This is a genomic window from Sphingomonas sp., assembly GCF_003248515.1.
Lineage (GTDB): Bacteria > Pseudomonadota > Alphaproteobacteria > Sphingomonadales > Sphingomonadaceae > Sphingomonas_I.
In genome coordinates, this window is record NZ_QFOB01000006.1 from 294,358 (window position 1) to 320,911 (window position 26,554).

A 26,554-nucleotide genomic window follows, 5' to 3' on the forward strand; every position below is an offset into this window, starting at 1 on the left:
GCTCGGGGAAAACGGACATTTGGAAACCCCTCCTCCCGCCATCGTCCTCGTACGACCGCAGCTTGCAGAGAATATCGGCAAGGCCGCCCGCGCGATGCTCAATTTCGGGCTCACCGATCTGCGTCTCGTCTCTCCGCGCGATGGCTGGCCCAATCCCGCCGCGGGGCCGGCCGCCTCGGGCGCGGACGAGGTGATCGCCAATGCGCGCGTCTATGAAAGCGTGGCCGATGCCGTGGCCGATCGCGCGCATGTCTTCGCCACAACCGTACGCAAGCGCGGCGTGACCAAGCCGGTCGTCACCCCCGAACGGGCGGCCGCCACGATCCATGCCGAGCCGGGCGGCTGCGCGATCCTGTTCGGCCCGGAGCGCTCGGGGCTGGAGACGGACGACGTCGCCGTCGCACGCACGATCCTCACCGTGCCGATCAATCCCGAATTCGGCTCGCTCAATCTGGCCCAGGCGGTGATCCTCGTCGCCTATGAATGGTCGAAAGCGGAGGCGCTGGAGCAGCCCCCGGTGACGGAAATGCTTCCCCCCGCGCCGCAGGCGGAGCTGGATGGCATGATCGCGCAGCTGGATGGCATGCTGGAGGAGGCGGGCTATTTCTTCCCGCCCGATCGCAAACCCACCGTGCAGCGCACGCTGCGCACCCTGCTGACCAAGCCCGCATGGAATTCCCAGGAAGTACGCACGATGCGCGGCGTCCTTTCCGCGCTGGATCGCCCGCGCCCGCGCCGGGGCTGATCCGGCGCCTCGCCGCGATTGACTCGCGGCGGGGTCGCCGCTAAGCGCCCGCCTTCGCAATTGGCCCCGCACCCCGGTGCAGCGGTGGCCCTGCCCTCGTCTCGATGAGCCAAGCAGCGCGGATCCGGGATCATCCGCACGGGCTTCCGGCCCGGGCACAACGCAATTGAAGGACATATCATGTCGAAGCGCAGCAGCGCCAAGTACAAGCTCGATCGCCGCATGGGCGAGAACATCTGGGGCCGCCCGAAGTCCCCGGTGAACAAGCGTGAATATGGAAGGGCAAGGCTACCGACTTTGGTATCCAGCTGAAGGCGAAGCAGAAGCTCAAGGGCTATTACGGCGACGTCACCGAGAAGCAGTTCAAGAAGGCCTATGCCGAAGCGGACCGCATGAAGGGCGATACCGGCCAGAACCTGATCGGCATGCTGGAGCGGCGCCTCGACGCGCTGGTCTATCGCGCCAAGTTCGCACCGACCATCTGGTCGGCCCGCCAGCTCGTCAGCCACGGCCACATCCGCGTCAACGGCGTGAAGTGCAACATCGCCTCGCGCCTCGTGAAGCCGGGCGACGAGATCACGCTGGGCACCAAGGCGCAGGAAATGGCGCTGGTGATGGAAGCGCAGGGCCTCTCCGAGCGCGAGATCCCCGATTATGTCGTCGCCGATGGCAGCGCCAAGGTCACCTTCATCCGCGTCCCCACGCTGGACGAAGTGCCCTATCCGGTGAAGATGGAACCGAATCTGGTCGTCGAGTTCTACTCGCGCTGATCGGTTCCTCCGGGACGAACAGGAAGGGCGGCGCCGGCGACGGCGCCGCCCTTTTCGTTGGCGAGGTCGAGATCCGGCCCCACCCGGTTTATCGGTGCCTGTCCAAAATCCGCGGCATCAGCCACGATCGGGATGATCGGCGTGCGTAACACCGCTATCGCCCTGCCCGCTGATGATCGGGCTCTAGCGCCCGATCGATCGTCTTCCACAACAAGCCATCATGCCACCCGCGCCTTCGGCCGCATCACGGCAAACAGCGCCAGGCTGCCCAGCGTTACCGCCACGAAGCCGGCGATGTCGCCCATCTTCCCGATCGCGACCAGGAGGACCATGCTGATCATCCCCACCCAGGCCGACGGCGCGAGAATGCGGAACGCCAGCGGCTTGCCGGAAATGGCGATGCCCCGCCGACGGAGCGACAGGGCCGCCGCGCATGCCAGGAAATAGATTCCCGCCGTCGCCAGCGTGGAAAGAATAGCCAGCCCCTCGAACGTGCCCGTCACCGCCAGGAACAGCGCGATCCCGGTGTGGAAAAGGATCGCGACATAGGGCGTCCGCCAGGCCGGATGCACGCGTCCGAACACCGCTGGCAGCAGGCCATCGCGCCCGAAGGCGAACAGCACGCGCGGCGCGCCGAAAATGTCGCTGCCGATCCAGACGAGCCGCGACAGCGCCGCTCCGAACAGAAGAACGAGGCCCAAAGTGGGGCTCACCTGCTTCATAGCGTCCGCCAGCGGCTCCGCCGATCCCGCCAGCGCGGGGCCCAGCAGCCCCTGGGCAACAAGCTGGATCGCGATGTAGAAGATCGGCACGAAGGCCATGGCCAGCATCGTCGCGCGCGGCACGGTGCGCGCAGGATCGGCAACCTCGCCGCTCGCGGCGAGTGGCGTCTCCATCCCGCAGAAGGCGAAGAGCGCGAGTTGCACGGCGGCTGCGAAACTCGCGAAATCCAGCGTTTCGGGCGGTGCGACCGTCTCGGGAGGCTTGTGCCCGGAAAGGATGGCGAAGCCGCCGACCACCAGGAACAGGCATAAGGGAATCAGCTTGATGACGGTGCCCGAAGCGATGATCCGCGCGGCCAGCCCCACACCCCTGAGGTTTATCGCCGTGATGCCACCGAACATCAGCAGCAGCATCGCGAAGCGCGCGCCCGGCCCGGCAAGCGCGGGCGTGAGCGTGCCGATCCCGTCGAGGAAGGCCACGGCGATGCCGCCGCATGCCAGCACGCTCGCCAGCCAGATATAGATGCCGCACAGAAAGGCCCAGCGTTTGCCGAAAGCGGCCTCCACCGTGCCATAGGCGCCACCACTTGTCGGCACGCGGCTGCCGGCTTCCGCGAAGCACACCACCACCGCGCCCATCGCCAGCGCGCAGACGAGATAGACGAGCATCGTATAGGGGCCGGCCGATGCGGCCATGGATCTGGGCAGCGAGAAGATGCCCCCGCCGACCACGCCGTTCACGATGCTGGCCGCCAGCGCCCACGTGCCGACGCCACGCATCAGCCCCTGATCGCGCGACGTCTCCTCGCCCGCAATCGCTTCGCTCGCGCCGATTCCCGCCAGAGCCGCCCCCTATCGCCCGTGGAAGCGACGAACGTGCCCGAGGCGACCGACCTCTGCAACAGGCTCGACGGGGCGGAATCACCCGCCCGGCCGAGCCGCCGCAATCAGATCATGCGTCAGAGGATGGACTGGCCCGTCTTCGCCCAGTCGGCCGCGAAGCTTTCCAGCCCCTTGTCGGTCAGCACATGCTTGGCGAGCTGCTCGATGACCGACGGCGGCGCGGTCATCACATCCGCTCCCACCTTTGCGCTATCCAGCACGTGCATCGGCGAGCGCACGCTGGCGACCAGGATCTCGGTGTCGAAATCATAATTGTCGTAGATCAGGCGGATATCGGCGATCAGCTCCATGCCCGAATGACCGATATCGTCCAGACGTCCGACGAAGGGCGAGATGAAGCTCGCCCCCGCCTTCGCCGCCAGCAGCGCCTGATTGGCGGAGAAACAGAGCGTGACGTTGACGAGCGTGCCATCGCCGCGAAGCTTGCGGCAGGTCTTCAGGCCATCGATCGTGAGCGGCACCTTGATGCACACGTTGTCGGCGATCTTCCGGAGGATCTCGGCCTCCTTCATCATCTGATCGTGCTCCATTGAGACGACTTCGGCGGAGACGGGGCCGGAGGTGATCCCGCAAATCTCCTTCACCACCTCCTTGAAGTCGCGGCCGGATTTGTTGATCAGCGAGGGATTGGTCGTCACCCCGTCGAGCAGCCCGGCCTCCTGCAGCTCCTTGATGTCGGCCACTTCGGCGGTGTCGGCGAAGAACTTCATGGGGACGTGCTCCTGATCGGTTTCGGGGCCATATAGAGCCTTGTCCGGCGGAGGGAACCGCCAGCTTCAGCCCTAACGCATGAGAACGAGTTCTTCTGCCATGCTCGGATGCAGCGCCACCGTCTGGTCGAAGGCCTGTTTGGTCAGGCCCGCCTTCACCGCGACGGCCGCCGCCTGGAGGATTTCCGGCGCATCGGGTCCGATCATGTGGATGCCCAGCACCACGTCCGTCTCCGGATGGACCACCATCTTGTAGAGTGCGCGCTCGTTGCGGCCAGCCAGCACATTCTTCATCGCGCGGAAATCGGCGGTGTAGGTTTTACAGCTGCCGAGAGACTTGCGCGCCTGTGCCTCCGTCAGGCCGACGCCCGCCAGCGGCGGATGGCTGAAGACGGCGCTCGGGATGCAGCCATAATCCACCCGCCACGGACTGTTGCCAAACACGGTATCGGCGAAGGCATGCCCCTCGCGGATCGCCACCGGCGTAAGCTGCACGCGATTGGTGACATCGCCCACCGCATAAATGCTGCCGACCGCAGTCTTGCTATCCGCATCCACCGGAATCGCGCCATGCGCGTCCACCTGTATCCCGGCCGCCTCCAGCCCCAGCCCCATGGTATTCGGCCGTCGGCCGGTGGCGAACAGCACCATATCCGTCTCGATCGGCGCGCCGCCGCCGACGAAGCTGACCTTGAGCGCGCCGTCCTCCAGCCGCTCGATCTTCTCCATCACGGTGTTCAGCTTAAAATCGATGCCCTTGGCCATGCTGATGGCCATCAGCCGCTCCACGATCTGCCGCTCATATTGGCGCAGGATCACATCGGACCGGTTTACGAGCGTGACGTGTGCGCGCAGTTCATGAAAGATGCCGGCGAATTCGTTGGCGATGTAGCCGCCCCCCGCGATCAGAATGCGCTTCGGCAGGCTCGGCAGATCGAACACCTCGTTGGAGGTGATACCCAGCTCCGCGCCGGGAATGGCGAGCACATCCGGCGTCGCGCCGGTCGCGATCAATATCCTGCCGGCGGTATAGTCCGTATCGCCCACCCGAACGCTGTTCGGCCCGGTGACGATCGCGCGGCCATGGATCGTCTCCACATTGTTGCTCGCCAGCGTCGTGCCATAGGCGCCTTCGATCCGTTTGACCTCGGCCAGCACATTGTCGCGCAGCGTCGGCCAGTCGAAATCGCAGGTCGGCACCTGCCAGCCGAAGCGGCGGGCATCCATCAGATCCTCGGCGAAATGCGCGCCATAAACGAGCAATTTCTTGGGCACGCACCCACGGATCACGCAAGTGCCGCCAACCCGATATTCCTCCGCGACCGCCACCTTCGCGCCATGCGCGGCCGCCACGCGCGAAGCCCGCACGCCGCCCGACCCCGCACCGATGACGAACAGGTCGAAATCATAATCAGCCATTGCGGGGTGAACTCCAGTTGCGAAGCGCATCTAGGCAGCCCCGCCACGCGGCGCAAATGGGATAGGCCGATCGCGGTGATCGACCTGGTGATTGTTCGATCGTCCGTCCCATGCTCGCCGGCGCGAGCGGAAGGTCGCCTCATCGTGCCGGGCGCGTCTCCGGCAGGGCGGACGGAATTCCGGCATTTGCCCGATCGGCGGTCGCCAGCCGGCGCAGCGGTGCGGGCAAGGCAATCCTCCGGCAACTCTATCCACCACGCGGCGTTCAGTCGCTGTCCCACCCTGGAAAAGCAGCGCCGGCCAAGATGTCCCTGGAGATTTCGATATCCTCCGATTTCAGATGGGCCGGATCGATCCGGCGCGTGCGCCCCGGGCAGCATGGCCGGGCGCGCGAACCCGCATCCGCACCCGGTGATCCGTGGGGTGCGGGAAACGAGCCGGCATAGGCGCGATCATCGGATCGCTTGGTCGACGCCCCCCTGCATGCCGACATGCCCCCGCCCGACCGCGTTGATCGTATAGGTTCGCTAATTTCCCTATACGTCAATCAATTTTTGAGGCAGAACGTGATTCGAGGATGCCGCGCCGGCATTCGAAAACGTTTTGCACGGCCCGATCGGGGCCGGCTGGAGGAGAGAGATGATCGTCCTGATGGCCGCGGCCGCACTGGCCGCCGGGGGAGCCGAATCCATCGTCGGAAAATGGCGCGCCGAAACGAAAGGCGCCGTCATCGAGATCGCCCGCTGCGGCTCATCGATCTGCGGCAAGCTTACCGGATCGGATGGGCTGCGCGCCAACCCCGACATGCTCGATGCGAAGAACAAGGAGCCCAAGCTCCGCGGCCGCCGGGTGATGGGGCTCGAGATGATCAGCGGTGCCTTCACCTTCGCCGATGGCTCGTGGAGCGGCGGCACCGTTTATAATCCCGATGACGGCGGCACCTACAAGGCGACGCTGACCCTTCCGGACAATGATCATCTGAAGCTCAAGGGCTGCATCGTCTGGCCGCTCTGCAAGACACAGACGTGGACGCGCATCCGTTGACGACAATATATTCTCAGGAGAGGAAAGTTATGAAGACCATTTTCGTCCGGGGCATGATGCTGGCAGCGGCACCGGGAGCCTTGCTGGCGGCAAGCGCCGCGCATGCCGGCGCCTTCTACCTCCAGGAGCAGTCGGTTCGCGCGACGGGCCGCGCCTTTTCGGGCGAAGTGGCAGATCAGGGATCCGCGTCGCTGTGGTGGAATCCGGCCGCGATCGGCGGGATGACGGGCGGAGAGGGCTCGTTCGGCCTCAGCGCGATCCTGCCGAAGGGCAAGGTGACCAATCTCAACACGCTCATCAAGCGCCCGACCAACACCGCGCCGGTTGCGATCGGCGGAGAGCAGGTTTCCGAGGATCCGATCAACAAGGGCTATCTGCCCTCGGGCGCCGTCGCCTATGGCATCACCCCCAAGGTCGCGCTCGGCCTTGCGATCACCTCGCCCTACAGCTTCACGACCAACTATAATTCCACGAGTTGGGCGCGTTACACGGCGGACAAGACCATGCTCCGCACCTTCGACATCCAGCCTTCGGTCGCCTTCGCGCCGAATGAGAATATCAGCCTGGGCGTCGCGCTGAACGCCGAACATTCGAAGGCGAGCCTTTCCAATTTCCTTCCCAATCTTTCGGCCGCGCTGCCGGACGGCCATCAGACGCTGAAGGGCGATGGCTGGGATTTCGGCTGGACGGCGGGCGCCCAGTTCCGCACCGACCGCGTGACATTCGGCGCCAGCTACAAATCGAGCGTCAAGCACGTGCTGAAGGGCGACGTGGTCACCGCCGGCCTGCTTGGCCCGCTTGCGGGGCAGAACGGGACGATCAGCACCAAGGCCACCTTCCGCACGCCCTGGCAGGCGACGTTCGGCGCGCGCTTCAAGGCCACCGACAAGCTGACGCTGAACGCGCAGATCGTGCGCTTCGGCTGGAACAAGTTCGATTCGATCAGGCTCGGCTCCCCGATCAACAGCGCTCTTCCGGAAAATTACAAGAATACCTGGAGCTTCGCCGGAGGCGTTGATTATGCCGTGAACGAGAAGTGGACGCTGCGCGGCGGCATCCAGCACGATCAGACACCGACGCGGGACGGCAATCGCGATGCGCGCGTGCCGGATGGCGATCGGTGGAATTTCGCGCTGGGCACCAGCTATGATCTGATGCCCGGTTTCACGATCGACGCGGCTGCCAATTATCTGCCGGTGAAGAATGCCAGCATCGATCGCACCACCGCCGCTTATGCCGGAACGGCCGTGCAGACGCCGATCCTCGTGAACGGGGAACTGCGCAAGGCCAGCGTTCTCGTCTTCGCGCTGGGCGGACGGCTGCGCTTCTGATGTCCGCCTCGGCCGCACCCCACACGGCCGACGGCCAGGCCGGAGGAGCCCCGCTCCTCCGGCCGCGACTACTGACCGACCTGCTCGACGCCACCGTCGCGCGACATCCCGACTGGACGGCGATCGATTTTCTCGGGCGCACATGGAGCTATGGCGAGATCGGCGCTCTGGTGGAGCGTGCAGCGCGCGGCCTCCAGGATCAGGGCCTGAAACCGGGCGACCGCTTCGGCCTGTGCCTGCCCAATTCGCCTTATTTCGTGATCCTTTATTTCGCGGTGCTGCGCGTGGGCGGCATCGTCGTGAACTTCAACCCGCTCTATGTGGAGCGCGAGCTGGAGCATCAGATCCGGGACAGCGGTACGCGGATGATGGCCGTGCCCGATCTCGCCGCCATCCACGGCAAGGTCCTTCATGTGGCGGAAGCGACGGGGCTCGATCGGATCATCATCTGCCCGATGACGGGCATCCTGCCCTTCGCCATGGGCCTCGGCTTCCGCTTCCTGAAGCGCAAGGATCATGCCCGCTGGCCGCGCGACACGCGCCATGTCGCGTGGGGGGCGCTGATCGCCTCCGATCGCCCCCACGATCCCGTTGCGCGCGATCCGGACGATATCGCCGTGCTCCAATATACGGGCGGCACGACCGGCGTGCCCAAGGGCGCGATGCTCACCCATGCCAATCTGGCGGCCAACAGCGCCCAGATGACCATCCATGTCGGCGATCATGAAGACGTGCAGGAGCGTACGCTCGGCGTGCTGCCCATGTTCCACGTCTTCGCGCTGACAACCGTGCTCAACTATTCGGTGGATACGGGCGCGGAGATGATCCTGCTGCCCCGCTTCGATCTGAAGCAGATGCTGAAGACGATCGCCCGCACCCACCCCACCCAGTTCTTCGGCGTGCCGACCATCTATGTGGCGATCAACGGGGCGGATGCGGCCGATCTTGCCGGATTCAAGTCGATCCGCTGCTGCATATCGGGCGGCGCGCCGCTGCCGCTGGACGTGCGGGAGCGTTTCGAAAGCCGCACCGGGGTGATGGTGGTCGAAGGTTATGGCCTGTCGGAGGCCTCGCCGATCCTCGCCTGCAACCCGCTCGACGGCCCCGTGAAGAACAACAGCACCGGCCCCGCCTTCCCCGAAACAGTGATCGAGATACGCGACCTGGACGATCCCCATCGCGTGCTGGGCCTGGGCGAAAAGGGCGAGGTCTGCGCGCGCGGGCCACAGGTGATGAAGGGCTATTGGCAGAAGCCCGAGGCGACCGAAGCGGTATTCGTCGACGGCGCGCTGCGTACCGGCGATGTCGGCTATGTGGACGAGGATGGCTATCTGTTCCTCGTCGATCGCATCAAGGATGTGATCCTGTGCGGCGGCTACAATGTCTATCCCCGCGTGATCGAGGATGCGATCTACCAGCATCCTGCGGTGAAGGAAGCGATCGTGATCGGCGTGCCGGATCCGTATCGCGGGCAGGCACCCAAGCTCTTCCTCGTCTTCCGCGACGGCATGGATGCGTCTAAGGAGGAATTGTGCGACTTCCTCCGCGAGCGCATCAACAAGATCGAAATGCCGAGGGAGATCGAGATACGTACGAGCCTGCCGAAGACGCTGATCGGCAAATTGTCCCGCAAGGAACTCGTCGCGGAGGAGGCCGCCCGCGCGGCGGCATCGTCATGACGACGACGGACGCGAGCGATCTGCGGGGCATTCAGCAGATGGCGGAGGAGCTGGGCATCACCCAGCGCACAATCCGCTTTTATGAAGACAAGGGGCTGATCGAGCCGCAGCGGGCCGGGACGACGCGCGTCTACACGCGGCGCGAATTCGCGCGGATGCAGTTGATCCTGCGCGGCAAGAGTCTCGGTTTCTCGCTGCGTGACATCAAGGATTTCCTCGATCTCTACGATCACGATCCAGCGCATATCGAGCAGACCCACATGCTGGCGGCCCGCGCGGCCGAACGCATCACCGATCTGGAGCAGCAGCAGCGCGCCATCGTGCAGACGCTGGCCGAACTGCGCCTGATCGAGCGCCAGGCCCTGGATCGCATCCGCGCCGTCGAGGGCTGATCTGCTCCCTCCGCGCCCGGCTTCGTCGCGGCGCGGAAATCGCTTGCATGGAAATATCCGATGCGAACGCGCGGCCATCATGATCCGCCTGCGCGAGCCTGCGCTGGAGCGGCCATACAGGATGCCCCTTTTTCCCGCGCCCGCCCTGTTCTCGCTGTTCGTCAACGCCGCGCTGCTGACGGCGTTCGTCTATGAGGAGCCACTCGTGCCAGCCTGGGCTTTCGCGCTGCTCGGCGCGCTGACGCTTCTCGCCTCGTGGGCGGCATATCGGGCGGGCCGAAATCGTGCTCCAAACGTGCACGGCAGCGCGCCGGAGGCTTGAAACCGGATCGGGTGTGCCTAGCTACGAAGGCGTCGGGATCGTCGCCGTTCGGGGCGGTCGCGGCGGGGCCGGTGGATGATCCACGGCCCTTCTTTCAATCGCTTGTGAAGGATTGAATATCATGCGTACCTTCGATTTCGCCCCCCTGCTCCGCAGCTCCATCGGCTTCGAGAATCTCAACCGTCTCGTCGATCTCGCCACGCGCGGCGAGGGCGATGCCTACCCGCCCTACAATATCGAGAAGGTGGCCGAGGACGCCTACCGCATCTCGATGGCGACGGCCGGCTTCACCCGCGACGAGCTGGATATCACCGCGCAGGATAATGTGCTGACCATCACCGGCCGCGCTGTCGAGGCGGCGGACGGCGACAAGCGCGAATTCCTGCATCGCGGCATCGGCAAGCGCGCGTTCGAGCGTCGCTTCCAGCTGGCCGACACGATCCGCGTGACCGGCGCCTCCTACACGGACGGCCTGCTCAACATCGAGCTCGTCCGTGAAGTGCCCGAGCACAAGAAGCCCCGCACCATCGCCATCGACGGGCAGTCGCCCACGCTCGAAGCGGTGATCGACGAGCGCCAGGCCGCCTGAGCGCCGGCGCCCACGAGGCTAAAGCGAAAGGCGCCCCTGCCACATGGCCGGGGCGCCTTTTTTCATATGTGAAAGCGTTTGCGCCCCGCCCTTACCCTTCACGGGGCGGAGGCGGGGCGGCGCTTCGGTGCGTTCGTCACGAACGATCCTTGTCGATCACCCTCAAACCTTCACCTCCAGCGCCATCGCCTCCGCGTAAAGCGTCACCGCGAAGCGCGCGACCTTCTCACCCGCGATCGGCAGGATCGTCTGAAACCGCCGGAAGCCGATATTGGCGAAGGAGATGATCGCGAGTTCGGCCTTCATGTCCGGCCCGAGCAGCACGATCCGACCCGCCATCTCATCCGTATCCAGATGCTTGCCATCGACGAACCAGGCCTGCGCCGCCGCGGCCCACGCTGCATGGTCGGCAGCGGAGATCGTCAATTGCAGATCCGGCACCGTCACCTTCGCGGGCAGCTTGGCCGGATCACGAAAGATGCCGACACTGTCGGTCGCCACGCCACATGCCCAGCTGAAACTCTCGATCCGCGCCACCCGCGCGCACGGCAGATTGCCGATCTCGATCCGGAAATTCGAGGCGATCCAGGCCTTTGCCTTCGGCGCCTTGACGCGGATGTCGCGGCCGTCTCCCTTGCCGATCTTCACCTGCTCGGCCTCGAACGCCGCAAGCAACGTGCCGGGCTCCTTGCTCGCGCCGTCCAGCGCCGGAACGATCAGGCGCGTGAGAACGGCGTTCGAAAAGGCGATGGATCTCTGCGCCTTGTAGGCCGCGTCACCGATCACGACTTCACCGGATGCCGGCGACAGCGGCTGGGCCAGTGACGCCTTCAGCCAGTCCGCCATGGGTTTGCCCATGCCGAGGCCGACCGTGAGCGAGGCGGGCGTCCAGCGCACGTTCGAGACGTGTTTCTTGATGGCGCCGGCCGGGCCAAGATTGGTTTGGGCAATATCCGCCTCCATCTCCAGCCCCTCGATCGCGCGCAGATCGCTGACCGTGCCGCCGTTGAGAGTGAGGGTCTCGGGGTAGCCGGACGTGCTGGAGACTGCTGGCATGACGATCCTTCCCATGATGATCGGCGCGGGGCGATTCGTGGCCTTCCCGCTACCCCGTTGAAACGCCCCGTGCGGCGGCCGTCAGCCCGGCGGATTCCCCGCGCGCTGGCTGGCCAGTTCCTTGGCGAAGCTCTTCTGCGCTGCATCCACCACCCACCGCAATTCGCCGGGATCGACGAACGCGCCGGGCTTGCCGGCCTTCAGCGCCGCGCGCTTGGCCTCCAGCCCGAAACCATCGGCATGATAGTTCAGGAAAATATCGGCCCTGGTCGCGCGCAGTTTGGCGAAGGTCGTCTCGAAATCGGCGGCGGCCCTCGGATAATCGGGATTGCCGACCAGCCTCTGCCCCGCCACCGAAATGCTGGACGCGAAGATCACGCGCTTGCCGCCGATCGTTGCGAGCCAGCTTGTAGCGCCCTTCGTATGGCCCGGCGTCAGCATCGCGGTCAGCGCGATGGGGCCGAGCGTCACCTTCTCGCCATCCCGGATCACACGATCGACACGCACGGCCGGGAAATCGGCGAGGTCGCCCCGGCCGATCGTGCGCCCCGCCTCCAGATCGGGCCGATCGCCCGCGCTGGCATAAAGCTTCGCCCCCGTCAGCCGCTTGAGTTCGGCAAGACCGCCCGAATGATCGAAATGCGCGTGGTTGATGAGGATGATCCGCACATCGCGCAGCCTGAAGCCCAGCCTGCGAATGTTCGCGGCGATCAGCGGCGCGCTTTCCGGCAGGCCGCCATCGATCAACACATGGCCAGCCGGCCCGGTCAACAGATAGGAGGAGAGCCCCGCCGTCCCGACATAATAGAGATTGCCCCAGATCCGGAACGGCTGGGAGGGCCGGTTCCAGCCGATCCGCGTCTCCGCCGATTGCGCGAAGGCGGGAGCGAAAGGCGTGGAGAGAGCGAGCAGGATGGCGATGAGATGGCGCATGGCCCCCTGCCTAATCGAAGCCCGCGAGAGTGCAAAGCGACACCTCTCGGCATATGACCAGCGCCCCATCCGCTAGCCGCGCCCGCAATGGCTCAACGCCTGTCGCTCCGCAGTCGGGCGATCGCTCAGGAGATCCTTCATCTGGTGAAGATCCTGATAGCCGGTGCCCATCCACGAAACACCGTAAATCACCGAAGCCGCCGCGCAGAGATAGGAGAATTTCCGGTATCGTGCCTCCAGATCCCGGCACAATATGATGAGAAGATAGGCGAAAAGCAGCGAGACGATCACGTTCCCGATCACCGCTCCGATCCAGTTCTGGTAAAGGATCGATTCCCGGTGCGCGAACTCGATATAATGGCCACCAAGGCAACCCTGTAGAACGCTGTCCTTCTGTTCGTTTATCGTGCTCGTGGCGCTCAGCGAGGTCGCGATCGCGGCCCAGAGCCCCGCAACGATCGCAAGCAGCGCATCGCGATCCTTCTTCCCCTCGGCGCCGGCCTCGGCCTGCCTCACATTCGCCTTCAGGGCATCGGCCAATGCCCGCAGATCGCTCGCTTCGCCCGTCCTGCCGACTTCGCCGGCTTTACTCTCGTCCATCGAAGCCCCCGCAACGAAAACGGACGTAAGCTATATCGGATTCATCGGCGCGGGGCGACGGCTTCGAGGACGGGCAATCAATCGTTACAGAGGCCGGTCAGAGCGGCCGGGTGAACAGAGCGTAGAGGCTCTTCACTCCCATGAAATAATTGCCGATCCGCAGATTTTCGTTCGCGGCATGCTGGTTGTTGTCATTGTTCACCAGCGGCACGAGCAGGATAGGCGCCTTCACGCCATCCACCAGCGGGCGCGTCGGCACGCTGCCGCCCATGATCGGGATGCGCACAGGCTCCGCCTTCCATGCATCCACCAGCGCCGCGCGCGCCCAGCCACCCACCGGCGCATCGAGGGGCGTCTGGAGCGCCTGCCCCTGCCCGTCCCCACCGGTGATGGTCGCAAGCTTCGGCCAGGTCGCGCGTTCCTCATCGGTCGGCGGGCCTTTCACCAGATGATAGCCCTGATCCTCCACCCATTTGCGGACGAGCGCGATCTGGCGCGGCGCTGGCGTACCCGGCACGGTGCGCGCATCGAAGGTGGCGATGGCAAAGGCCGGGATGATCGTGCGCGAGGCTTCCGGCGATCCCGCCTTCATCGATGTGATGTTGAGAGAGGGATAAGCGAGCGCCTCCTGATAGCTCTCGCCCACCTTCTCGCTGGTCCTGATGCCCAGCCGCTTGCGCAATGCCACTTCATCGTCCGGCACGGCTGCGCGCGCCGCCTTCGATGCCGGATCCAGCGCGACGCCATCGTAGAAGCCGGGAATCAGCACACGGCCGTCCGCATCCTTCATCGTCGCGATCAGCTGCGCGAGGCCGAAGGCCGGATTGGCCGCATAATTTCCGTAATGCCCGCTATGAAGCTCGCTTCGCGCCCCCCACACGGTAAGCGCGAAGCCCCCGCCGCCGCGATGACCGAAGACGAGGGTGGGCTTGTTGCTCTCGTGCATCGGCCCGTCGAGCATCACCACCGCATCCGCCTTCAGCAGTTCCGCGTTGCGATCCACCACGTCTTTCAGCGTCGGCGGGCCGCCCTCCTCGTGGCTATCGATCAGGATCTTGATCCGGATGGCGGGTTTTCTGCCCGTAGCCTTCAGCGCGTCCATCGCCGCCATCAGCATCAGGATCGGCGCCTTGTCGTCGGCCGCCGAGCGGGCGAACAGGCGCCATTCGGGATCAAGCGCGCCTTTCGAGAGGGTCTCGATCGGCAAGGTTTCCCACGAGCCATCGGCGCGCTTTCTTTTCAGCGTCGGCACAAAGGGGCCGGGCTGGTCCCATTCGGCGGGGTTTACCGCCTGTCCGTCCATATGTGCGTAGAACAGCACGGTGCGGGCGCCCTTCGCCGCCGCCGGGCCGGCCGCATAGACCATCGGAGTCTCGCCATCCGCCAGTTGCCGCGCCGTGAAGCCGTGGCGCTTGAAAGCGGCCTCCACCCAATCCGCATTCGCCCGCATATCGGCAGTCGAGGCACGCATCACGTTGGGAATCTTCACCGCCTCGACCAGTTCGGGCAGCGTCGAGCGGGCTGCTTGGGTGATGGCCTTTTCGTCCTGCGGGGTCAGCGCACGCGCCTGCGATCCGATCAGGCAGACCGCACCCAGCAATGTCGAAAAGCGCGCACATCCCATGGCCGATCGCCCCCGCGAAAAGCGCGAAAAGCGCGCCGAAATTCGAGACTAGGGGCTTTTCCCGCCGCGTCCAGCAAGCCGGGATTCTCCGCCGGAATCCTGCGCGAGGAGGCTCCTGAGAGCGGTCAGCACCGGGCGCTGGCTGGCGAGCATCGCCGTTTCCGCCTCTTCCAGATTCATCCAGCGCGCCTCGCCCACTTCGGGCACCCGCATGATCTGCCCCGATCGCGGCGGCCATTCGATCGAAATCTCGTTGCTGACGAGATCCGCCACATCCCAGTCCCGCTCTGCCGCAAAAGCCTCGACGCGCTTGCCGCCCGCCTGACGCACCGTGCACAATGGACGCGGCGCCTCCTCCAGCAGGACCCCCAGTTCCTCGTGCAACTCGCGCATCGCCGCATCCACCGGGCTCTCGCCGGGCTCCAATGCACCTTTGGGTATCTGCCACGCACCCTCGTTGCGACGGCGCCAGAAGGGGCCACCCGGAAGGATCAGCAGCACCTCCGTGCCTTTTTCGCGCCGGCGATAAAGAAGGACGCCCGCGCTACGGGGTTGGCTCATGCGATACTCCCACCCCGCCGCGCACGATAAACGCGGCGACGGGCCGGTGTTTCCGTTGCGTGACGAACATGGGGGACTGATAGGCAGGCAGAGCGGAATCCTCTAATGGTTTCCGATTGATTCACCCTTTTCCGTAACAATCCTTCAATCCGATCGCGCCGATCGTCTCTCCGGGGGACATGACCGTGCCGTTTCTGGCCAAACTTGATTTGAAAGCGACTGGCGACGCGCGGCGATCGCGGCGTCTGTTTGCCAATCGAATCGATGGCCTTCTGGTCGGCAAGGATCGCCGCTTCGACATCATCATCCACAACATGTCCGAAACCGGCTTTCTCGCGGAATTCCAGTCCGGCCTGCGCCCCGGCGATCTCGTGCGGATCGAGATGGCGCGCATCGGCTTCGTCGAGGCGCGGGTGATGCGCAAGCGCGGCATGGGCCATGGCTGCCAGTTCCTGACCCCCGTCCCCTCCGATGTCGTGCAGGAGACGATCGCCGGGAGCGTCGGCTTCGCCGAGGGATCGGGCGAGGGCGAACATGCCGAGCCCGGCACCAGCGAAGCGGAACTTCTGGGTTATCGCCGTCGCGCGCGCCGCGAACGGATCGGCGCGATCATCATGGTCGTCTGCATGCTGGCGGCCGTCGCGATCCTCGCGGCCGCCCTGCTCCGCATCCTTACGGCATAACGACGGCCACGGCCGGCATTCCGATGCCGGGGCGCCGCGACCGCCCGATTCTATTTCTTGCGGGTGAAATCCACCGAAACGACGTTGGAGCCATCCTCCACCGGCCGCGCGATGACCGGATCATTTTCCGCCGCCGCAATCTCCTCGGGCTGCTGATCGTCGGCCTGGGCCGAGAAATGCAGCGCGAAATCCACCGCCGGATCATGAAAGGCCGTGATCGCCGCGAACGGGATCGAAAGCTTCGAACCGACCTGATTGAAGGACAGTCCCACCTCGAAACCGCTCTTCGAGACGTGCAGGTCCCAATAGCGATTCTGGATGACGATCGTCATCTCGTCCGGATAGCGTTCGGTCAGGTGGCGCGGAATGTCCACGCCGGGCGCCCCCGTCTTGAACGTGATGTAGAAATGGTGCGCGCCGGGCAGTCCGCCCTGCTCGACCTGGCCCAGCACCCGGCCGACGACGGCGCGCAGCGCGTCCTGCACGATCTCGTCGTAGGGAATCAGGCTGTCTTGCGGAGTATCGCTCATCGGCACTCACCTGAACTTGGGACAGGAAAGGGTCAAGCCGCGAGACGCGCATTGCTCCTTTCGCAAGTGCCGTATAGGCGGCTCGCCATGCGCAGCGCCACCATCAGCCGCAAGACAGCCGAGACCGCAATCGAGGCAACCGTAAACCTCGACGGAACGGGAAGCTACACCGTCTCCACGGGAATCGGCTTTCTCGATCACATGATCGAGCAATTGTCACGTCACTCGCTGATCGACATCACCCTCAAGGTGGATGGCGATCTGCACGTCGATCAGCATCACACCACCGAGGACAGCGCCCTCGCGCTGGGCCAGGCGGTGGCAAAGGCTCTGGGCGATCGGCGCGGCATCACGCGCTATGGCCTGTGCTATGCGCCGATGGACGAGACGCTCTCGCGCGCCGCGATCGATATTTCGGGCCGTCCCTTCCTCGCCTGGCGCTCCGGCTTCACGCAGGAAAAGCTGGGTGAACTGGATACCGAGCTGATCGAGCACTGGTTCCAGAGCTTCACCGGCGAGGTAGGCATGACGCTTCACCTCGAAACGCTCTACGGCAAGAACAACCATCATATCTGCGAAAGCCTGTTCAAGGCGACTGCCCGCGCCCTTCGCCAGGCCGTGGAGATCGATCCGCGCAAGGCCGATCAGATCCCGTCGACGAAGGGCACGCTGGGTGGTTCTTCCGGGGATGGCGTCTAAGGTGCTGGCACTGATCGATTATGGTGCCGGCAATCTCCACTCGGTGGAGAATGCGCTGCGGGCCGCCGGCGGGCGCGACATCCTCGTCACCGCCGATCCCGCCGTCGCGGCCTCGGCGGATCGCATCGTGCTCCCCGGCGTGGGCGCCTTCGCCAATTGCATGGGGGCGCTCTCCGCCATTCCCGGCATGGTCGAGGCGCTCGACGAAGCGGTGGTCGGCAAGGGCCGCCCGTTCCTCGGCATTTGCGTGGGCATGCAGCTGATGGCGACGGCGGGCGAGGAGTTCGGCCGCCACAGGGGGCTCGGCTGGATCCCCGGCACGGTCTCCAAGATGGAGGCCACGGACGAAAGCATCCGCATCCCCCATATGGGCTGGAACGATGTGACGCTGGAGCGCGATCATCCGATGATCGAGCATGGCGAAGCCTATTTCCTCCACAGCTTCGCCTTCCACGTCGACGATCCCGCCGATCTTGTCGCCACGACGGAGCATGGTGGTCCCGTCACCGCCGCCGTGGGCCGCGCGAATATGCTCGGCGTCCAGTTCCACCCCGAGAAGAGCCAGGCCTACGGGCTCGGCTTCCTCGCGCGATTCCTTGAATGGAAGCCATGAGCATCATCGTTTTTCCCGCCATCGATCTGAAGGGTGGCAAGGTCGTCCGGCTTGCCGAGGGCGATATGGATCGCGCCACCATCTATGGTGACGATCCCGCCGCGCAGGCGAGCGCCTTCGCGGACGCCGGCGCCGATCATCTCCATGTCGTCGATCTCGATGGCGCCTTCGCGGGCGAATCGGTGAACGGGGACGCCGTGCGCGCGATCGTCGCCGCCTTTCCGGGCAAGGTGCAGCTTGGCGGCGGCATCCGCACGCGCGCCTCGATCGACAAATGGCTGGAACTGGGCGTCGCGCGCGTTGTGATCGGCACCGCAGCGCTCGAGGATCCGGATCTGGTGCGCGAGGCGGCGAAAGATCTTCCCGGCCGGATCGTGGTCGCGGTCGACGCACGCGATGGCATGGTCGCCACGCGCGGCTGGGCCGAGGTATCCGAGCTTACGGCGGCCGATCTCGCGAACCGCTTCGTCGATGCCGGTGTCGCCAGCCTGCTTTTCACCGATGTCGGCCGCGACGGCCTGCTCAAGGGCTGCAACATTCGCGCAACCGTGGATCTCGCCCGCAAGACGCGGATGCCGGTCATCGCGTCGGGCGGTGTGGCCGGGCTGGTCGACATCGTCGATCTCGCCCGCAGCGCTTCGGAAGGAATCGAAGGCGTGATCACCGGCCGCGCACTCTATGACGGTCGCCTCGATCTCGCCGCCGCGCTTCGGGCGGCGAAAGGCGGCCGGTGACCGTCCGCACCCGCGTCATCCCCTGTCTCGACGTCGCCGGCGGGCGCGTGGTGAAGGGCGTGCAGTTCCTGGATCTGGCCGATGCCGGGAATCCGGTGGAACAGGCCAAGGTCTATGACGCGGCCGGCGCGGACGAACTCTGCTTTCTCGATATCACCGCCACGCACGAGGATCGCGGCACGATCCTCGACGTCGTCGCGCGCACCGCCGCCGTCTGCTTCATGCCGCTCACGGTGGGCGGCGGCGTGCGGACGGCGGACGATGCGCGCGCGCTGCTGCTGGCAGGCGCGGACAAGGTGGCGATCAACAGCGCCGCCGTCGCCCGGCCGGAGCTTGCGGCGGAACTGGCGGATCGCTTCGGCGCGCAATGCGTGGTCGGCGCGGTCGATGCCAAGGCCGTCGGGCGCGGGCGCTGGGAAATCTTCACCCATGGCGGGCGGCGCGAAACGGGCATCGACGCGATCGAGCATGCCATGCGTCTGGCGGAGCTGGGCGCGGGCGAATTGCTCGTCACCTCGATGGATCGGGACGGCACCAAGGGCGGCTATGATCTCGCGCTCACCCGCGCGATCACCAGCGCCGTCTCGGTGCCCGTGATTGCAAGCGGCGGCGTTGGCACGCTCGAGGATCTGGTGGCCGGTGTCACCGAAGGCCATGCGAGCGCGGTACTGGCCGCCTCCATCTTCCATTTCGGCCAGCATACCGTGGCGGAAGCGCATGCCGCGCTGGCGGCGGCCGGCTTGCCCGTGCGTCAGGTCGCGGCGAGCCGATAGGGCCGCGCGGGCGGCTTTTCCTTCCTCCCGGCGCCCACTGCACGACGATCATCAAGAGGACGCCCCACTGAACCGGGCGATCACGTTTGCCCTGTTCCGTTGCGCACAGGGAACCATTCGCCTTCCCTGTGCATATTGCGCGCCATGCTGACACTTATCGCTTTCGCCGCCCAGGCGGCCGCACAACCCCAGTCCGGCACCGAACAGGTCATCGATCGGGGCGGACAGATTGCCACCCGCCCGGCCGTGGACGTCGGCGTGAAAAAGACGGAGATCCCCCCCGTCCTCATTCGCGCGGCCAACAATCCCTATGCCACGGCCGGCGCGGCGAATTGCGCACAGATCCGTTCCTCGCTCGCAAATCTCAACGCCGTCCTCGGCCCGGATTTTCAGGCCGGCGCCACGACGAAGGAAAATGAGGCGGGCAAGCTGGCGGAAGCCGGCGGCAAGACGCTCGTGAACGGGCTCGTGCCGTTTCGCGGGCTGGTGCGCGAGATTTCCGGCGCCGCTCCCGCCGAGCGACGGCTGAATGCGGCGATCAGCGCCGGCCATGCGCGGCGGGGCTTTCTGCGGGGCCTCGCCGTCGCGCGGAAATGCCGGGTCTAGGAAGACCTGTCCGCGCCGGATCGCCCGGATGCGGGACAAGGCCGCTCAGTCGCGATCAAGCTCGACGCGGTTCCTGCCATTTTCCTTGGCGCGATAAAGCGCCTCATCCGCCCGGTTGAGCAGGCCATCGCCCTCCTCGCCCGGGCGAAGCGCGGCTACGCCCGCCGAAAAGGTGATCCGGCCGATCGGCGTTTCGTTGGTGCGCGACTTGAAATCGCGCGTTGCGAGATCGGCACGCACGGCATCCACCCGCGCCGCCGCCTCGTCGAGGGGCACGCCTTCGAACAGCATCACGAATTCCTCGCCGCCCTGCCGGCCGACGAAGGCGCCCGCCCCGGCGCCATCCGCCAGACAATCACCGACAAGGCGCAGCACGCGATCTCCGAGCGCATGACCATGGGTATCGTTGAGACGCTTGAAATGATCGATATCGCAGAAGGCGAGCGACAGAGCGTGATCGGCCGCGCGCGCCCCGTGCACCGCGCGCAGCAACGCAGCCTCCAGCGCGCGCCGGTTCGGCAGGCCAGTCAGCTGGTCATGCTCCGCCGATCGGCGGGCATCGGCCAGATCACGCTGGACCGATTCCAGCTCGTCGCCCATCGCACGCAGCCGCTCCTCGGCGCCGCGCGCGCGGGCGATCATCGTGCGCGTCACGTTGACGAGCGCAGCCGTCACCTGCTCGCCGGCATTCGCGCCGACCAGGGCCTCCGCCTCGGTGGTCAGGGCAGTCCGAAACGCCTCGGCATCGTCGGCGGAGCGGCCGACGAGCATCACCGCTCCGTCGATCCGCGTCTGCGCCGAGACGATCAGTTCCTCCAGCATCCTCGTAAGCGCTTCCACGCCCGGATCGGCAAGCGGAGCGGCCGTCTCCGGCTCATCCAGCAGCATCGGCACGGCGACCTCCGCCTCTGTAATCCCGAAGCCGAGACGATGGCGAATCCGTCCCACCCAGCCAGTGGCGGGAGGGGCCTTTGCCGCGCGGAGCGCAGCGCCGAGATGAGGATCGTGTTGCACATCTTCCGTTACGGCGGACAAGGCTAACATTTTATGAGGGCGCCCCAATTTTTCCGCGCCATTGAGGCCGGCAGACCGTTCGGATAGGAGGGCGCCTGCGGCAATGGGATGAAGACGCAGAATGGCCGGAGCGATCGCGCTCGTCGATGACGATCGCAATATCCTGACATCGGTATCCATCGCGCTGCAGGCCGAGGGCTTCACCGTTCGCGTCTATTCGGATGGCGAGGCGGCCTTGAAGGCCCTCACCGAAAATCCCCCCGAACTTGCGGTGCTCGATATCAAGATGCCGCGCATGGACGGAATGGAACTGCTGCGACGGCTGCGCGAGAAGAGCGCACTGCCGGTGATCTTCCTCACATCCAAGGATGACGAGCTGGACGAGGCGCTCGGCCTCGCCATGGGCGCGGACGATTATATCACCAAGCCTTTCAGCCAGCGCCTGCTGATCGCGCGGATCCGATCCCTGCTGCGCCGCTCGGAAATGCGCGCCAAGCCGGACAATGCGGACGAGCCCACTGCCGAGAAAATCGTGCGCGGCCGGCTGGAAATGGACCCCGCCCGCTATCGCGTTTTGTGGCAGGGGCTTGAAGTGACGCTCACCGTCACCGAATTCATGATCCTCGAAACGCTCGCCCAGCGCCCCGGAATCGTGAAGTCGCGTGACCAGTTGATGGACACCGCCTATCAGGACGATGTCTATGTCGACGACCGCACCATCGACAGCCACATCAAGCGGCTCCGGCGCAAGTTCCGCGCCGTCGACCCCAGCTTCAAGGCCATCGAAACGCTCTATGGCATCGGCTATCGCTTCGCGGAGGAGTGACGGGCCCGAAAGCTGGCTCGGCCGGCTTTCGCTCACCGCCCGCATCCTCGCCGTCAACATCTTCGCGCTGATCGTCCTCGCCGGCGGCTTCTTCTATCTCGACAGCTATCGCAGCCAGCTGATCGAGGAGCGGACCGATCAGGCCGAGACGGAGGTGCGCATGGCCGCGCGCGCGATCGCGCTGGAGCCGGCAGGGGATCGTGCGGCGACCCTCACCGCGCTGGGCCAGGCCAATGAGAGTCGTTTCCGCCTCTATGCCGCGCGGGAAGCGGCGCCCCTCGACGGCTGGACTAGAAGCACACCCACCTACGAGCTGCGCGATCCCTCAAGCGAGCAATGGCAGCGCCACGCGGCCCGCGCGCTGGATCGCGTGATCGACAAGGTGGTGGGCGCCGAGGTGCCCGAGCCTTTCGTGGAACCCGCGCGCGATCGGCTGGCAGCATGGCCCGAGGCGGCCGCGGCCGCGCGCACCGGCGAGGTCCAGTCCCATGTCCGCCGCGCGCCCGATCGCACACCGGTCGTCTCCGCGGCGATCACCGTTCCCGACAGGAGCGGCGCGGTTCTCCTGATGACGACCAATGATCGCGATGTCGTCCGCACCGTTCGCGCCGAGCGCTTCTGGCTCGGCATCGTCCTGCTCGGCACCACTGCCCTTTCCATCTTCCTGTCGCTCTTCCTCGCGCGCACGATCGCGCGGCCGCTGCGCAGGCTCGCCATCGCCGCGCATCGCGTGCGTCTGGGCCGTTCGCGCGAAGTGCAGGTGCCGCGCCTGCCTTCGCGTCGCGACGAGATCGGCACGCTTGCCCGCGCGCTTTCAGATATGAGCCAGGCGCTGCGCCAGCGCATCGACGCGACCGAGGCGTTCGCCGCCGATGTCGCGCACGAGATCAAGAACCCTCTCGCCTCGCTGCGCTCCGCCGTCGACAGCCTGGAGATCGTTAGCGATCCGGACCTTCGCCAGCGCCTCGTGGCGATCATCCGCGACGATGTCGGCCGGCTGGACCGGCTCATCACCGATATATCCGAAGCCTCGCGCATGGACGCGCAGCTTTCCCGCGCGCGATTCGAAACGATCGACATCGGCGTGATGATCGAACAGCTCGTCGCCGCCCGTGACGAGCGTGGCGTGCCCAATGAAGTGCGCCTCGCCTTCGCCCGGCCCAATCGCGGCAGCGCGCTGATCTTCGGCGATGGGCAAAGGCTGGCGCGGGCGATCGAAAATCTTGTGGACAACGCCATCTCCTTCTCGCCGCCCGGCGGGCTGGTGCAGGTGGCGGCGACGCGCGATCGCGACGAGATCGTGCTGCGCGTGGAGGATGAAGGCCCCGGCGTTCCCGAACATGCGCGGGAAGCCATCTTCAACCGATTCCATTCCATCCGGCCGGAAGGCGAGGAATTCGGCCGCCACTCCGGCCTGGGCCTCGCCATCGCCAAGGCGATCGTGGAAGGCCATGGCGGCCGCATCTACGTCAGCGATCGGGAGGGCAACGCGCAGGGCGCGCGCTTCACCATCCGTTTGCCCGCAGCGCAGCGGTGACACCGCATCATTCGCAGATCCGGTCCGCACTCCGCCCCGCAAAGAATTGTTTCACATCGATATATCGGCGACAGAAAATGCGCTGTGCTCAGCATCGCGGCACACCGAACGTTAAGATGGAAGGCGGGATAGTCGCGCCATGACGTCCCCCTCGCCTTTCGCGATCCTGCACGCCACGTGCGTTTCGATCGGCAAGCGAGGCGTGCTGATTCTCGGCCCCTCCGGATCGGGCAAGTCCGATCTCGCACTCCGCCTGATCGATCGCGGGGCGATGCTCATCAGCGATGACGGGGTGGAGGTGCGCGCCGAATCCGGCCGCGCCATCGCATCCGCTCCGGCCACGATCGCAGGGCAGCTGGAAGTGCGCGGGCTCGGCATCGTCGCTCTGCCGGCCTATGACGAAATCCCTGTTTCCCTCTGCATTTCGCTCGATTCGGAGCGTCACCGTATGCCCCCCGATCCCCTTCCGGTCCTCTCCGTCGCCGGTCTGCCGGTGCCGATGCTCGCGCTGGATCCGTTCGAGCCATCCGCCCCGATCAAGGTGGAGCGCGGCCTCGCCCTCTACGGCCTGCCCGCATGAGCGAGCCGAAGCGTATCCTTCTTGTCACCGGCATGTCCGGCGCCGGGCGCACAACCGCGCTCAAGAGCCTAGAGGATCTGGGCTGGGAAACGAGCGACAACCTTCCTCTGGCGCTGGTGGATCGCCTGCTCGCCAGCCCGCCGCCACCGGGCGACGTGGAGGATGATCGCCCGCTGGCGGTTGGGATAGACAGCCGCACGCGCGGCTTCGATGTCCACGCCATCCTCAAGCGTGTCGCGGCCGTGCGTTCGGATCGTCAGCTCTCGATCGAGATCCTGTTCCTCGATTGCGCCGGCGCGGTGCTCGTCCAGCGCTATTCCGCTACTCGCCGGCGCCATCCGCTCGCGCTGGACCGCCCCGCCGAGGATGGCATCGTGCAGGAACGGGATCTGCTGAGCCCGCTGCGCGAGGCCGCGGATTATCTGATCGATACGAGCGGCCACACCACCAACAGCCTGCAGCAGGAGATTCGCGAGCGCTTCGGCGACGGCCCGGCCGCCGAGCCGACCCTGATGGTCACCTCCTTCGGCTTCTCGCGCGGGCTGCCGCGCGGCGCCGATCTGGTGTTCGATTGCCGATTCCTGCGCAATCCGCACTGGGTGCCCTCGCTGCGCCCCGGAACCGGCCTTGATCCAGCCGTCGCGGCCTATGTTGCGGCCGATCCGGTCTATGAAGAGGCCGTCTCGCGCTTCGAGGAGCTGCTTCTGCTGTTGCTTCCGCGCTACGCCGGCGAAGGAAAATCCTACATCAATATCGCCATTGGCTGCACCGGAGGGCGGCATCGCTCTGTCCATGTCGCCGATCGAATCGGGCGGCGGTTGCGCGAAGCGGGTTTTTCGCCCACCATCGCGCATCGCGATCTGGCACATAGAACGTCGGACGCGGCTGAGGGGAAGCCGGAGGCAGGCGAAGCAGCGACGTGACGGTGAGTAGATGATCGGACTGGTGCTGGTGACCCATGGTCAGCTCGCGGCAGAATTCGTGCGGGCGATGGAGCATGTTGTCGGTCCCCAGCAGGCGATCGAGGCGATCTGCATCGGGCCGGACGATGACATGGAGGCGCGTCGCGCCGACATTGCACGTGCGGTGGCGGCGGTCGATCTCGGCAAGGGCGTTATCCTGTTGACCGATCTGTTCGGCGGCACGCCCTCCAATCTGGCCATCTCGCTCATGGAGCCGGGCCGCGTCGAGGTGATCGCAGGCGTCAATCTCCCCATGCTCATCAGGCTGGAGGGTGCGCGAAAGATGATGAAGGTCCAGGCGGCGGTGGCGGCAGCGCGCGAGGCGGGCCGCAAATATATTTCGGTCGCATCCGAAGTGCTGGGCGAGGCTGCGGCGTGAGCGGCGGCATCGAACGCACGGTGCTGATCAGCAACCAGCGCGGGCTGCATGCGCGCGCATCGGCCAAGTTCGTGACGCTTGCGAGCGCACAATCGGCCGCGGTCGAGGTTGCCAAGGATGGCAATCGCGTCGCCGGCACCTCGATCATGGGCCTCATGATGCTGGGCGCGGCCAAGGGTGATTCGGTCACGATCCGCGCAAGCGGCGATGGCGCGGACAAGGCGCTGGATGCGCTGTGTGGCCTGGTGGAGGCAAAGTTCGGGGAGGAGTGAGCCCCTCCGGAAACCGCGCCCGTCAGCCGGCCAGATCCGGCCCGATTTCCCGAAACCGTTCGGCGATGTGATCGATCCAGGCCCGCACCAGCGGCGGCAATCCCACCCGGGTCGTGAAAACCAGATGCACGATCCCTTCCAGGCCCTGCCATTGCGGGAAAACCCGCACGAGAGCTCCCGTCCTCATCGCTTCACCACAGACATGATCGGGCAGCAGCGCGACGCCCAGCCCAGCGATCGCCGCATCGCGAACGGCCATGAAACTGTCGCAGCAGAAGCGCGGCACATGCGTGATATCTCGTATCTCGCCGGCCGCCCCCTCCAGCGTCCAGATCACGTCCGCACCGTCATCGGACGTGCTCAGCGTGGGCACATCCGCCAGCGCCGCGATATCACGCGCCCCGATCAGATTGGCCAGAGAGGGGCTCGCCAGCAGGATGCGCCGGCTGCGACCCAGCGTTCTCATCGTCATGGCCGCATCACTGTCCAGCCTCACGCGCACCCTTAGGGCCACATCGATTCGCTCCTCGATCAGATCGACCGGCCGATCCACGGCGACGATCTGAACGCGTGCGCCGGGATAGAGGGCCAGAAAGCGCGGAACCAAAGGCGAGACGATTTCGAGCAGGCCCGTGGGGCAGGAAAAGCGCACCGTTCCGCGCGGTTCGCTGATGCTGGCTTCCACCAGCGCCTCTGCCCGCTCGGCTGCGCTGATGGCCGCCCGACATTGTTCGTGAAAGGCGGCTCCGATGTCCGTCACACGAAAGCGACGCGACGATCGCTCGATCAGCCGCACGCCAAGCCGCTCCTCCAATTGGGCAACACGGCGGCTCAGCTTCGATTTGGGAATGCGGGTGGCACGGCTGGCCGCCGCAAAGCCGCCCCGCGTCGCGACCTCGTTGAAATAGAAAAGATCATTGAGATCCTGCACGATCATCATCCCATG

At 65.8% G+C, this 26,554-nt stretch carries 30 protein-coding genes and 1 pseudogene; 20 read left to right on the forward strand and 11 right to left on the reverse strand.

Going from position 1 to position 26,554, the window contains the following annotated elements; translation table 11 throughout:
• The first annotated feature begins 19 nt into the window (after nucleotides 1-19).
• Both DI605_RS12535 and rpsD read left to right on the forward strand, forming a co-directional pair.
• Entirely contained in the window at nucleotides 20-745 is a 726-nt protein-coding gene (locus DI605_RS12535) for an RNA methyltransferase (protein WP_293974159.1), read from the forward strand.
• Nucleotides 746-925: 180 nt separating this feature from the next.
• A pseudogene (gene rpsD / locus DI605_RS12540) lies at nucleotides 926-1,515 on the forward strand (30S ribosomal protein S4).
• A 218-nt stretch (nucleotides 1,516-1,733) separates the two neighbouring features.
• On the opposite strand, the gene DI605_RS12545 reads toward rpsD, so the two are convergent.
• From DI605_RS12545 to gorA, 3 genes are all read right to left on the reverse strand, one after another.
• The gene (locus DI605_RS12545; protein ID WP_293974162.1) at nucleotides 1,734-3,017 is read right to left on the reverse strand and encodes an APC family permease; all 1,284 of its coding nucleotides are present in this window, start codon (nucleotides 3,015-3,017) and stop codon (nucleotides 1,734-1,736) included.
• A 179-nt stretch (nucleotides 3,018-3,196) separates the two neighbouring features.
• Nucleotides 3,197-3,850, reverse strand: a complete 654-nt coding sequence (fsa, locus tag DI605_RS12550) for a fructose-6-phosphate aldolase (RefSeq protein ID WP_293974165.1) — start codon at nucleotides 3,848-3,850, stop codon at nucleotides 3,197-3,199.
• Nucleotides 3,851-3,922: 72 nt separating this feature from the next.
• Nucleotides 3,923-5,269, reverse strand: coding sequence for a glutathione-disulfide reductase (gorA, locus tag DI605_RS12555; RefSeq protein ID WP_293974166.1), 1,347 nt, complete (start codon nucleotides 5,267-5,269; stop codon nucleotides 3,923-3,925).
• A gap of 639 nt (nucleotides 5,270-5,908) precedes the next feature.
• Between gorA and DI605_RS12560 the strand changes: the two genes are divergently transcribed.
• The 6 genes from DI605_RS12560 (at nucleotide 5,909) to DI605_RS12585 (ending at nucleotide 10,626) form a co-directional block, all read left to right on the forward strand.
• Nucleotides 5,909-6,313 carry a DUF2147 domain-containing protein gene (locus DI605_RS12560; protein WP_293974169.1) on the forward strand — a complete coding sequence of 135 codons (405 nt, stop codon included), beginning with the start codon at nucleotides 5,909-5,911 and terminating at the stop codon, nucleotides 6,311-6,313.
• A 29-nt stretch (nucleotides 6,314-6,342) separates the two neighbouring features.
• Nucleotides 6,343-7,644 carry an OmpP1/FadL family transporter gene (locus tag DI605_RS12565; protein ID WP_293974172.1) on the forward strand — a complete coding sequence of 434 codons (1,302 nt, stop codon included), beginning with the start codon at nucleotides 6,343-6,345 and terminating at the stop codon, nucleotides 7,642-7,644.
• Nucleotides 7,644-9,323 (forward strand): long-chain fatty acid--CoA ligase, encoded by a 1,680-nt coding sequence (locus tag DI605_RS12570; protein ID WP_293974175.1) that lies wholly within the window; start codon nucleotides 7,644-7,646, stop codon nucleotides 9,321-9,323. The genes DI605_RS12565 and DI605_RS12570 overlap by 1 nt, the downstream gene beginning before the upstream one ends.
• The gene (locus DI605_RS12575; RefSeq protein ID WP_293974178.1) at nucleotides 9,320-9,715 is read left to right on the forward strand and encodes a MerR family DNA-binding transcriptional regulator; all 396 of its coding nucleotides are present in this window, start codon (nucleotides 9,320-9,322) and stop codon (nucleotides 9,713-9,715) included. The genes DI605_RS12570 and DI605_RS12575 overlap by 4 nt, the downstream gene beginning before the upstream one ends.
• Nucleotides 9,716-9,794: 79 nt before the next feature.
• Entirely contained in the window at nucleotides 9,795-10,037 is a 243-nt protein-coding gene (locus DI605_RS12580; RefSeq protein WP_293974181.1) for a hypothetical protein, read from the forward strand.
• A 121-nt stretch (nucleotides 10,038-10,158) separates the two neighbouring features.
• Entirely contained in the window at nucleotides 10,159-10,626 is a 468-nt protein-coding gene (locus tag DI605_RS12585; RefSeq protein WP_293974184.1) for an Hsp20 family protein, read from the forward strand.
• A gap of 162 nt (nucleotides 10,627-10,788) precedes the next feature.
• Here DI605_RS12585 and DI605_RS12590 read toward each other — a convergent pair whose 3' ends face one another.
• From DI605_RS12590 to DI605_RS12610, 5 genes are all read right to left on the reverse strand, one after another.
• Entirely contained in the window at nucleotides 10,789-11,682 is an 894-nt protein-coding gene (locus DI605_RS12590) for a hypothetical protein (protein ID WP_293974187.1), read from the reverse strand.
• Nucleotides 11,683-11,763: 81 nt separating this feature from the next.
• Complete coding sequence (bla, locus tag DI605_RS12595) at nucleotides 11,764-12,615, reverse strand: subclass B3 metallo-beta-lactamase (protein WP_293974190.1); 852 nt, start codon at nucleotides 12,613-12,615, stop codon at nucleotides 11,764-11,766.
• Nucleotides 12,616-12,687: 72 nt separating this feature from the next.
• The gene (locus tag DI605_RS12600) at nucleotides 12,688-13,215 is read right to left on the reverse strand and encodes a hypothetical protein (protein WP_293974193.1); all 528 of its coding nucleotides are present in this window, start codon (nucleotides 13,213-13,215) and stop codon (nucleotides 12,688-12,690) included.
• A 97-nt stretch (nucleotides 13,216-13,312) separates the two neighbouring features.
• On the reverse strand, nucleotides 13,313-14,839 hold the full coding sequence (locus DI605_RS12605; protein WP_293974196.1) for a M20/M25/M40 family metallo-hydrolase: 1,527 nt from the start codon (nucleotides 14,837-14,839) through the stop codon (nucleotides 13,313-13,315).
• Between the two features lie 48 nt (nucleotides 14,840-14,887).
• Nucleotides 14,888-15,400 (reverse strand): NUDIX domain-containing protein, encoded by a 513-nt coding sequence (locus tag DI605_RS12610; protein ID WP_293974199.1) that lies wholly within the window; start codon nucleotides 15,398-15,400, stop codon nucleotides 14,888-14,890.
• Nucleotides 15,401-15,579: 179 nt separating this feature from the next.
• Here DI605_RS12610 and DI605_RS12615 point away from each other — a divergent pair, with 179 nt between their 5' ends.
• A complete protein-coding gene (locus tag DI605_RS12615; protein WP_293974202.1) occupies nucleotides 15,580-16,083 on the forward strand; it encodes a PilZ domain-containing protein in 504 nt (167 codons plus the stop codon).
• Between the two features lie 50 nt (nucleotides 16,084-16,133).
• Here DI605_RS12615 and DI605_RS12620 read toward each other — a convergent pair whose 3' ends face one another.
• Nucleotides 16,134-16,613: an SspB family protein gene (locus tag DI605_RS12620; RefSeq protein WP_293974205.1), complete on the reverse strand. Its 480-nt coding sequence runs from the start codon at nucleotides 16,611-16,613 to the stop codon at nucleotides 16,134-16,136.
• A gap of 87 nt (nucleotides 16,614-16,700) precedes the next feature.
• Between DI605_RS12620 and hisB the strand changes: the two genes are divergently transcribed.
• The 5 genes from hisB (at nucleotide 16,701) to DI605_RS12645 (ending at nucleotide 20,038) form a co-directional block, all read left to right on the forward strand.
• A complete protein-coding gene (gene hisB, locus DI605_RS12625; RefSeq protein WP_293974208.1) occupies nucleotides 16,701-17,312 on the forward strand; it encodes an imidazoleglycerol-phosphate dehydratase HisB in 612 nt (203 codons plus the stop codon).
• Nucleotides 17,302-17,925, forward strand: coding sequence for an imidazole glycerol phosphate synthase subunit HisH (gene hisH / locus DI605_RS12630; RefSeq protein WP_293974473.1), 624 nt, complete (start codon nucleotides 17,302-17,304; stop codon nucleotides 17,923-17,925). Before hisB ends, hisH begins: the two co-directional genes overlap by 11 nt.
• Nucleotides 17,922-18,659 carry a 1-(5-phosphoribosyl)-5-[(5-phosphoribosylamino)methylideneamino]imidazole-4-carboxamide isomerase gene (hisA, locus tag DI605_RS12635; RefSeq protein ID WP_293974211.1) on the forward strand — a complete coding sequence of 246 codons (738 nt, stop codon included), beginning with the start codon at nucleotides 17,922-17,924 and terminating at the stop codon, nucleotides 18,657-18,659. Before hisH ends, hisA begins: the two co-directional genes overlap by 4 nt.
• Nucleotides 18,656-19,432 carry an imidazole glycerol phosphate synthase subunit HisF gene (hisF, locus tag DI605_RS12640; RefSeq protein ID WP_293974214.1) on the forward strand — a complete coding sequence of 259 codons (777 nt, stop codon included), beginning with the start codon at nucleotides 18,656-18,658 and terminating at the stop codon, nucleotides 19,430-19,432. Before hisA ends, hisF begins: the two co-directional genes overlap by 4 nt.
• Before the next feature lie 144 nt (nucleotides 19,433-19,576).
• Nucleotides 19,577-20,038 (forward strand): hypothetical protein, encoded by a 462-nt coding sequence (locus DI605_RS12645; RefSeq protein WP_293974217.1) that lies wholly within the window; start codon nucleotides 19,577-19,579, stop codon nucleotides 20,036-20,038.
• A 45-nt stretch (nucleotides 20,039-20,083) separates the two neighbouring features.
• Here DI605_RS12645 and DI605_RS12650 read toward each other — a convergent pair whose 3' ends face one another.
• Complete coding sequence (locus DI605_RS12650; RefSeq protein ID WP_293974220.1) at nucleotides 20,084-21,073, reverse strand: GGDEF domain-containing protein; 990 nt, start codon at nucleotides 21,071-21,073, stop codon at nucleotides 20,084-20,086.
• A gap of 100 nt (nucleotides 21,074-21,173) precedes the next feature.
• Between DI605_RS12650 and DI605_RS12655 the strand changes: the two genes are divergently transcribed.
• From DI605_RS12655 to DI605_RS12680, 6 genes are all read left to right on the forward strand, one after another.
• Entirely contained in the window at nucleotides 21,174-21,878 is a 705-nt protein-coding gene (locus DI605_RS12655; RefSeq protein ID WP_293974223.1) for a response regulator transcription factor, read from the forward strand.
• Nucleotides 21,847-23,415, forward strand: coding sequence for an ATP-binding protein (locus tag DI605_RS12660; protein ID WP_293974226.1), 1,569 nt, complete (start codon nucleotides 21,847-21,849; stop codon nucleotides 23,413-23,415). Before DI605_RS12655 ends, DI605_RS12660 begins: the two co-directional genes overlap by 32 nt.
• 139 nt (nucleotides 23,416-23,554) lie before the next feature.
• Nucleotides 23,555-23,995, forward strand: a complete 441-nt coding sequence (locus DI605_RS12665) for an HPr kinase/phosphorylase (RefSeq protein ID WP_293974229.1) — start codon at nucleotides 23,555-23,557, stop codon at nucleotides 23,993-23,995.
• Complete coding sequence (gene rapZ, locus DI605_RS12670) at nucleotides 23,992-24,918, forward strand: RNase adapter RapZ (RefSeq protein WP_293974232.1); 927 nt, start codon at nucleotides 23,992-23,994, stop codon at nucleotides 24,916-24,918. Before DI605_RS12665 ends, rapZ begins: the two co-directional genes overlap by 4 nt.
• Before the next feature lie 10 nt (nucleotides 24,919-24,928).
• Nucleotides 24,929-25,336, forward strand: coding sequence for a PTS sugar transporter subunit IIA (locus DI605_RS12675; RefSeq protein ID WP_293974234.1), 408 nt, complete (start codon nucleotides 24,929-24,931; stop codon nucleotides 25,334-25,336).
• On the forward strand, nucleotides 25,333-25,608 hold the full coding sequence (locus DI605_RS12680; protein WP_293974237.1) for an HPr family phosphocarrier protein: 276 nt from the start codon (nucleotides 25,333-25,335) through the stop codon (nucleotides 25,606-25,608). Before DI605_RS12675 ends, DI605_RS12680 begins: the two co-directional genes overlap by 4 nt.
• 22 nt (nucleotides 25,609-25,630) lie before the next feature.
• On the opposite strand, the gene DI605_RS12685 is transcribed toward DI605_RS12680, so the two are convergent.
• The gene (locus DI605_RS12685; protein WP_293974240.1) at nucleotides 25,631-26,545 is read right to left on the reverse strand and encodes a LysR family transcriptional regulator; all 915 of its coding nucleotides are present in this window, start codon (nucleotides 26,543-26,545) and stop codon (nucleotides 25,631-25,633) included.
• Nucleotides 26,546-26,554: the final 9 nt, after the last annotated feature.

Bases quoted from the DNA above. Each gene is read 5' to 3' on its own strand.
- DI605_RS12545 (WP_293974162.1), bottom strand. From the start codon at position 3,017: ATGCGTGGCGTCGGCACGTGGGCGCTGGCGGCCAGCATCGTGAACGGC.
- fsa (WP_293974165.1), bottom strand. From the start codon at position 3,850: ATGAAGTTCTTCGCCGACACCGCCGAAGTGGCCGACATCAAGGAGCTG.
- gorA (WP_293974166.1), bottom strand. From the start codon at position 5,269: ATGGCTGATTATGATTTCGACCTGTTCGTCATCGGTGCGGGGTCGGGC.
- DI605_RS12560 (WP_293974169.1), top strand. From the start codon at position 5,909: ATGATCGTCCTGATGGCCGCGGCCGCACTGGCCGCCGGGGGAGCCGAA.
- DI605_RS12565 (WP_293974172.1), top strand. From the start codon at position 6,343: ATGAAGACCATTTTCGTCCGGGGCATGATGCTGGCAGCGGCACCGGGA.
- DI605_RS12570 (WP_293974175.1), top strand. From the start codon at position 7,644: ATGTCCGCCTCGGCCGCACCCCACACGGCCGACGGCCAGGCCGGAGGA.
- DI605_RS12575 (WP_293974178.1), top strand. From the start codon at position 9,320: ATGACGACGACGGACGCGAGCGATCTGCGGGGCATTCAGCAGATGGCG.
- DI605_RS12580 (WP_293974181.1), top strand. From the start codon at position 9,795: ATGATCCGCCTGCGCGAGCCTGCGCTGGAGCGGCCATACAGGATGCCC.
- DI605_RS12585 (WP_293974184.1), top strand. From the start codon at position 10,159: ATGCGTACCTTCGATTTCGCCCCCCTGCTCCGCAGCTCCATCGGCTTC.
- DI605_RS12590 (WP_293974187.1), bottom strand. From the start codon at position 11,682: ATGCCAGCAGTCTCCAGCACGTCCGGCTACCCCGAGACCCTCACTCTC.
- bla (WP_293974190.1), bottom strand. From the start codon at position 12,615: ATGCGCCATCTCATCGCCATCCTGCTCGCTCTCTCCACGCCTTTCGCT.
- DI605_RS12600 (WP_293974193.1), bottom strand. From the start codon at position 13,215: ATGGACGAGAGTAAAGCCGGCGAAGTCGGCAGGACGGGCGAAGCGAGC.
- DI605_RS12605 (WP_293974196.1), bottom strand. From the start codon at position 14,839: ATGGGATGTGCGCGCTTTTCGACATTGCTGGGTGCGGTCTGCCTGATC.
- DI605_RS12610 (WP_293974199.1), bottom strand. From the start codon at position 15,400: ATGAGCCAACCCCGTAGCGCGGGCGTCCTTCTTTATCGCCGGCGCGAA.
- DI605_RS12615 (WP_293974202.1), top strand. From the start codon at position 15,580: ATGACCGTGCCGTTTCTGGCCAAACTTGATTTGAAAGCGACTGGCGAC.
- DI605_RS12620 (WP_293974205.1), bottom strand. From the start codon at position 16,613: ATGAGCGATACTCCGCAAGACAGCCTGATTCCCTACGACGAGATCGTG.
- hisB (WP_293974208.1), top strand. From the start codon at position 16,701: ATGCGCAGCGCCACCATCAGCCGCAAGACAGCCGAGACCGCAATCGAG.
- hisH (WP_293974473.1), top strand. From the start codon at position 17,302: ATGGCGTCTAAGGTGCTGGCACTGATCGATTATGGTGCCGGCAATCTC.
- hisA (WP_293974211.1), top strand. From the start codon at position 17,922: ATGAGCATCATCGTTTTTCCCGCCATCGATCTGAAGGGTGGCAAGGTC.
- DI605_RS12645 (WP_293974217.1), top strand. From the start codon at position 19,577: ATGCTGACACTTATCGCTTTCGCCGCCCAGGCGGCCGCACAACCCCAG.
- DI605_RS12655 (WP_293974223.1), top strand. From the start codon at position 21,174: ATGGCCGGAGCGATCGCGCTCGTCGATGACGATCGCAATATCCTGACA.
- DI605_RS12660 (WP_293974226.1), top strand. From the start codon at position 21,847: ATGGCATCGGCTATCGCTTCGCGGAGGAGTGACGGGCCCGAAAGCTGG.
- DI605_RS12665 (WP_293974229.1), top strand. From the start codon at position 23,555: ATGACGTCCCCCTCGCCTTTCGCGATCCTGCACGCCACGTGCGTTTCG.
- rapZ (WP_293974232.1), top strand. From the start codon at position 23,992: ATGAGCGAGCCGAAGCGTATCCTTCTTGTCACCGGCATGTCCGGCGCC.
- DI605_RS12675 (WP_293974234.1), top strand. From the start codon at position 24,929: ATGATCGGACTGGTGCTGGTGACCCATGGTCAGCTCGCGGCAGAATTC.
- DI605_RS12685 (WP_293974240.1), bottom strand. From the start codon at position 26,545: ATGATCGTGCAGGATCTCAATGATCTTTTCTATTTCAACGAGGTCGCG.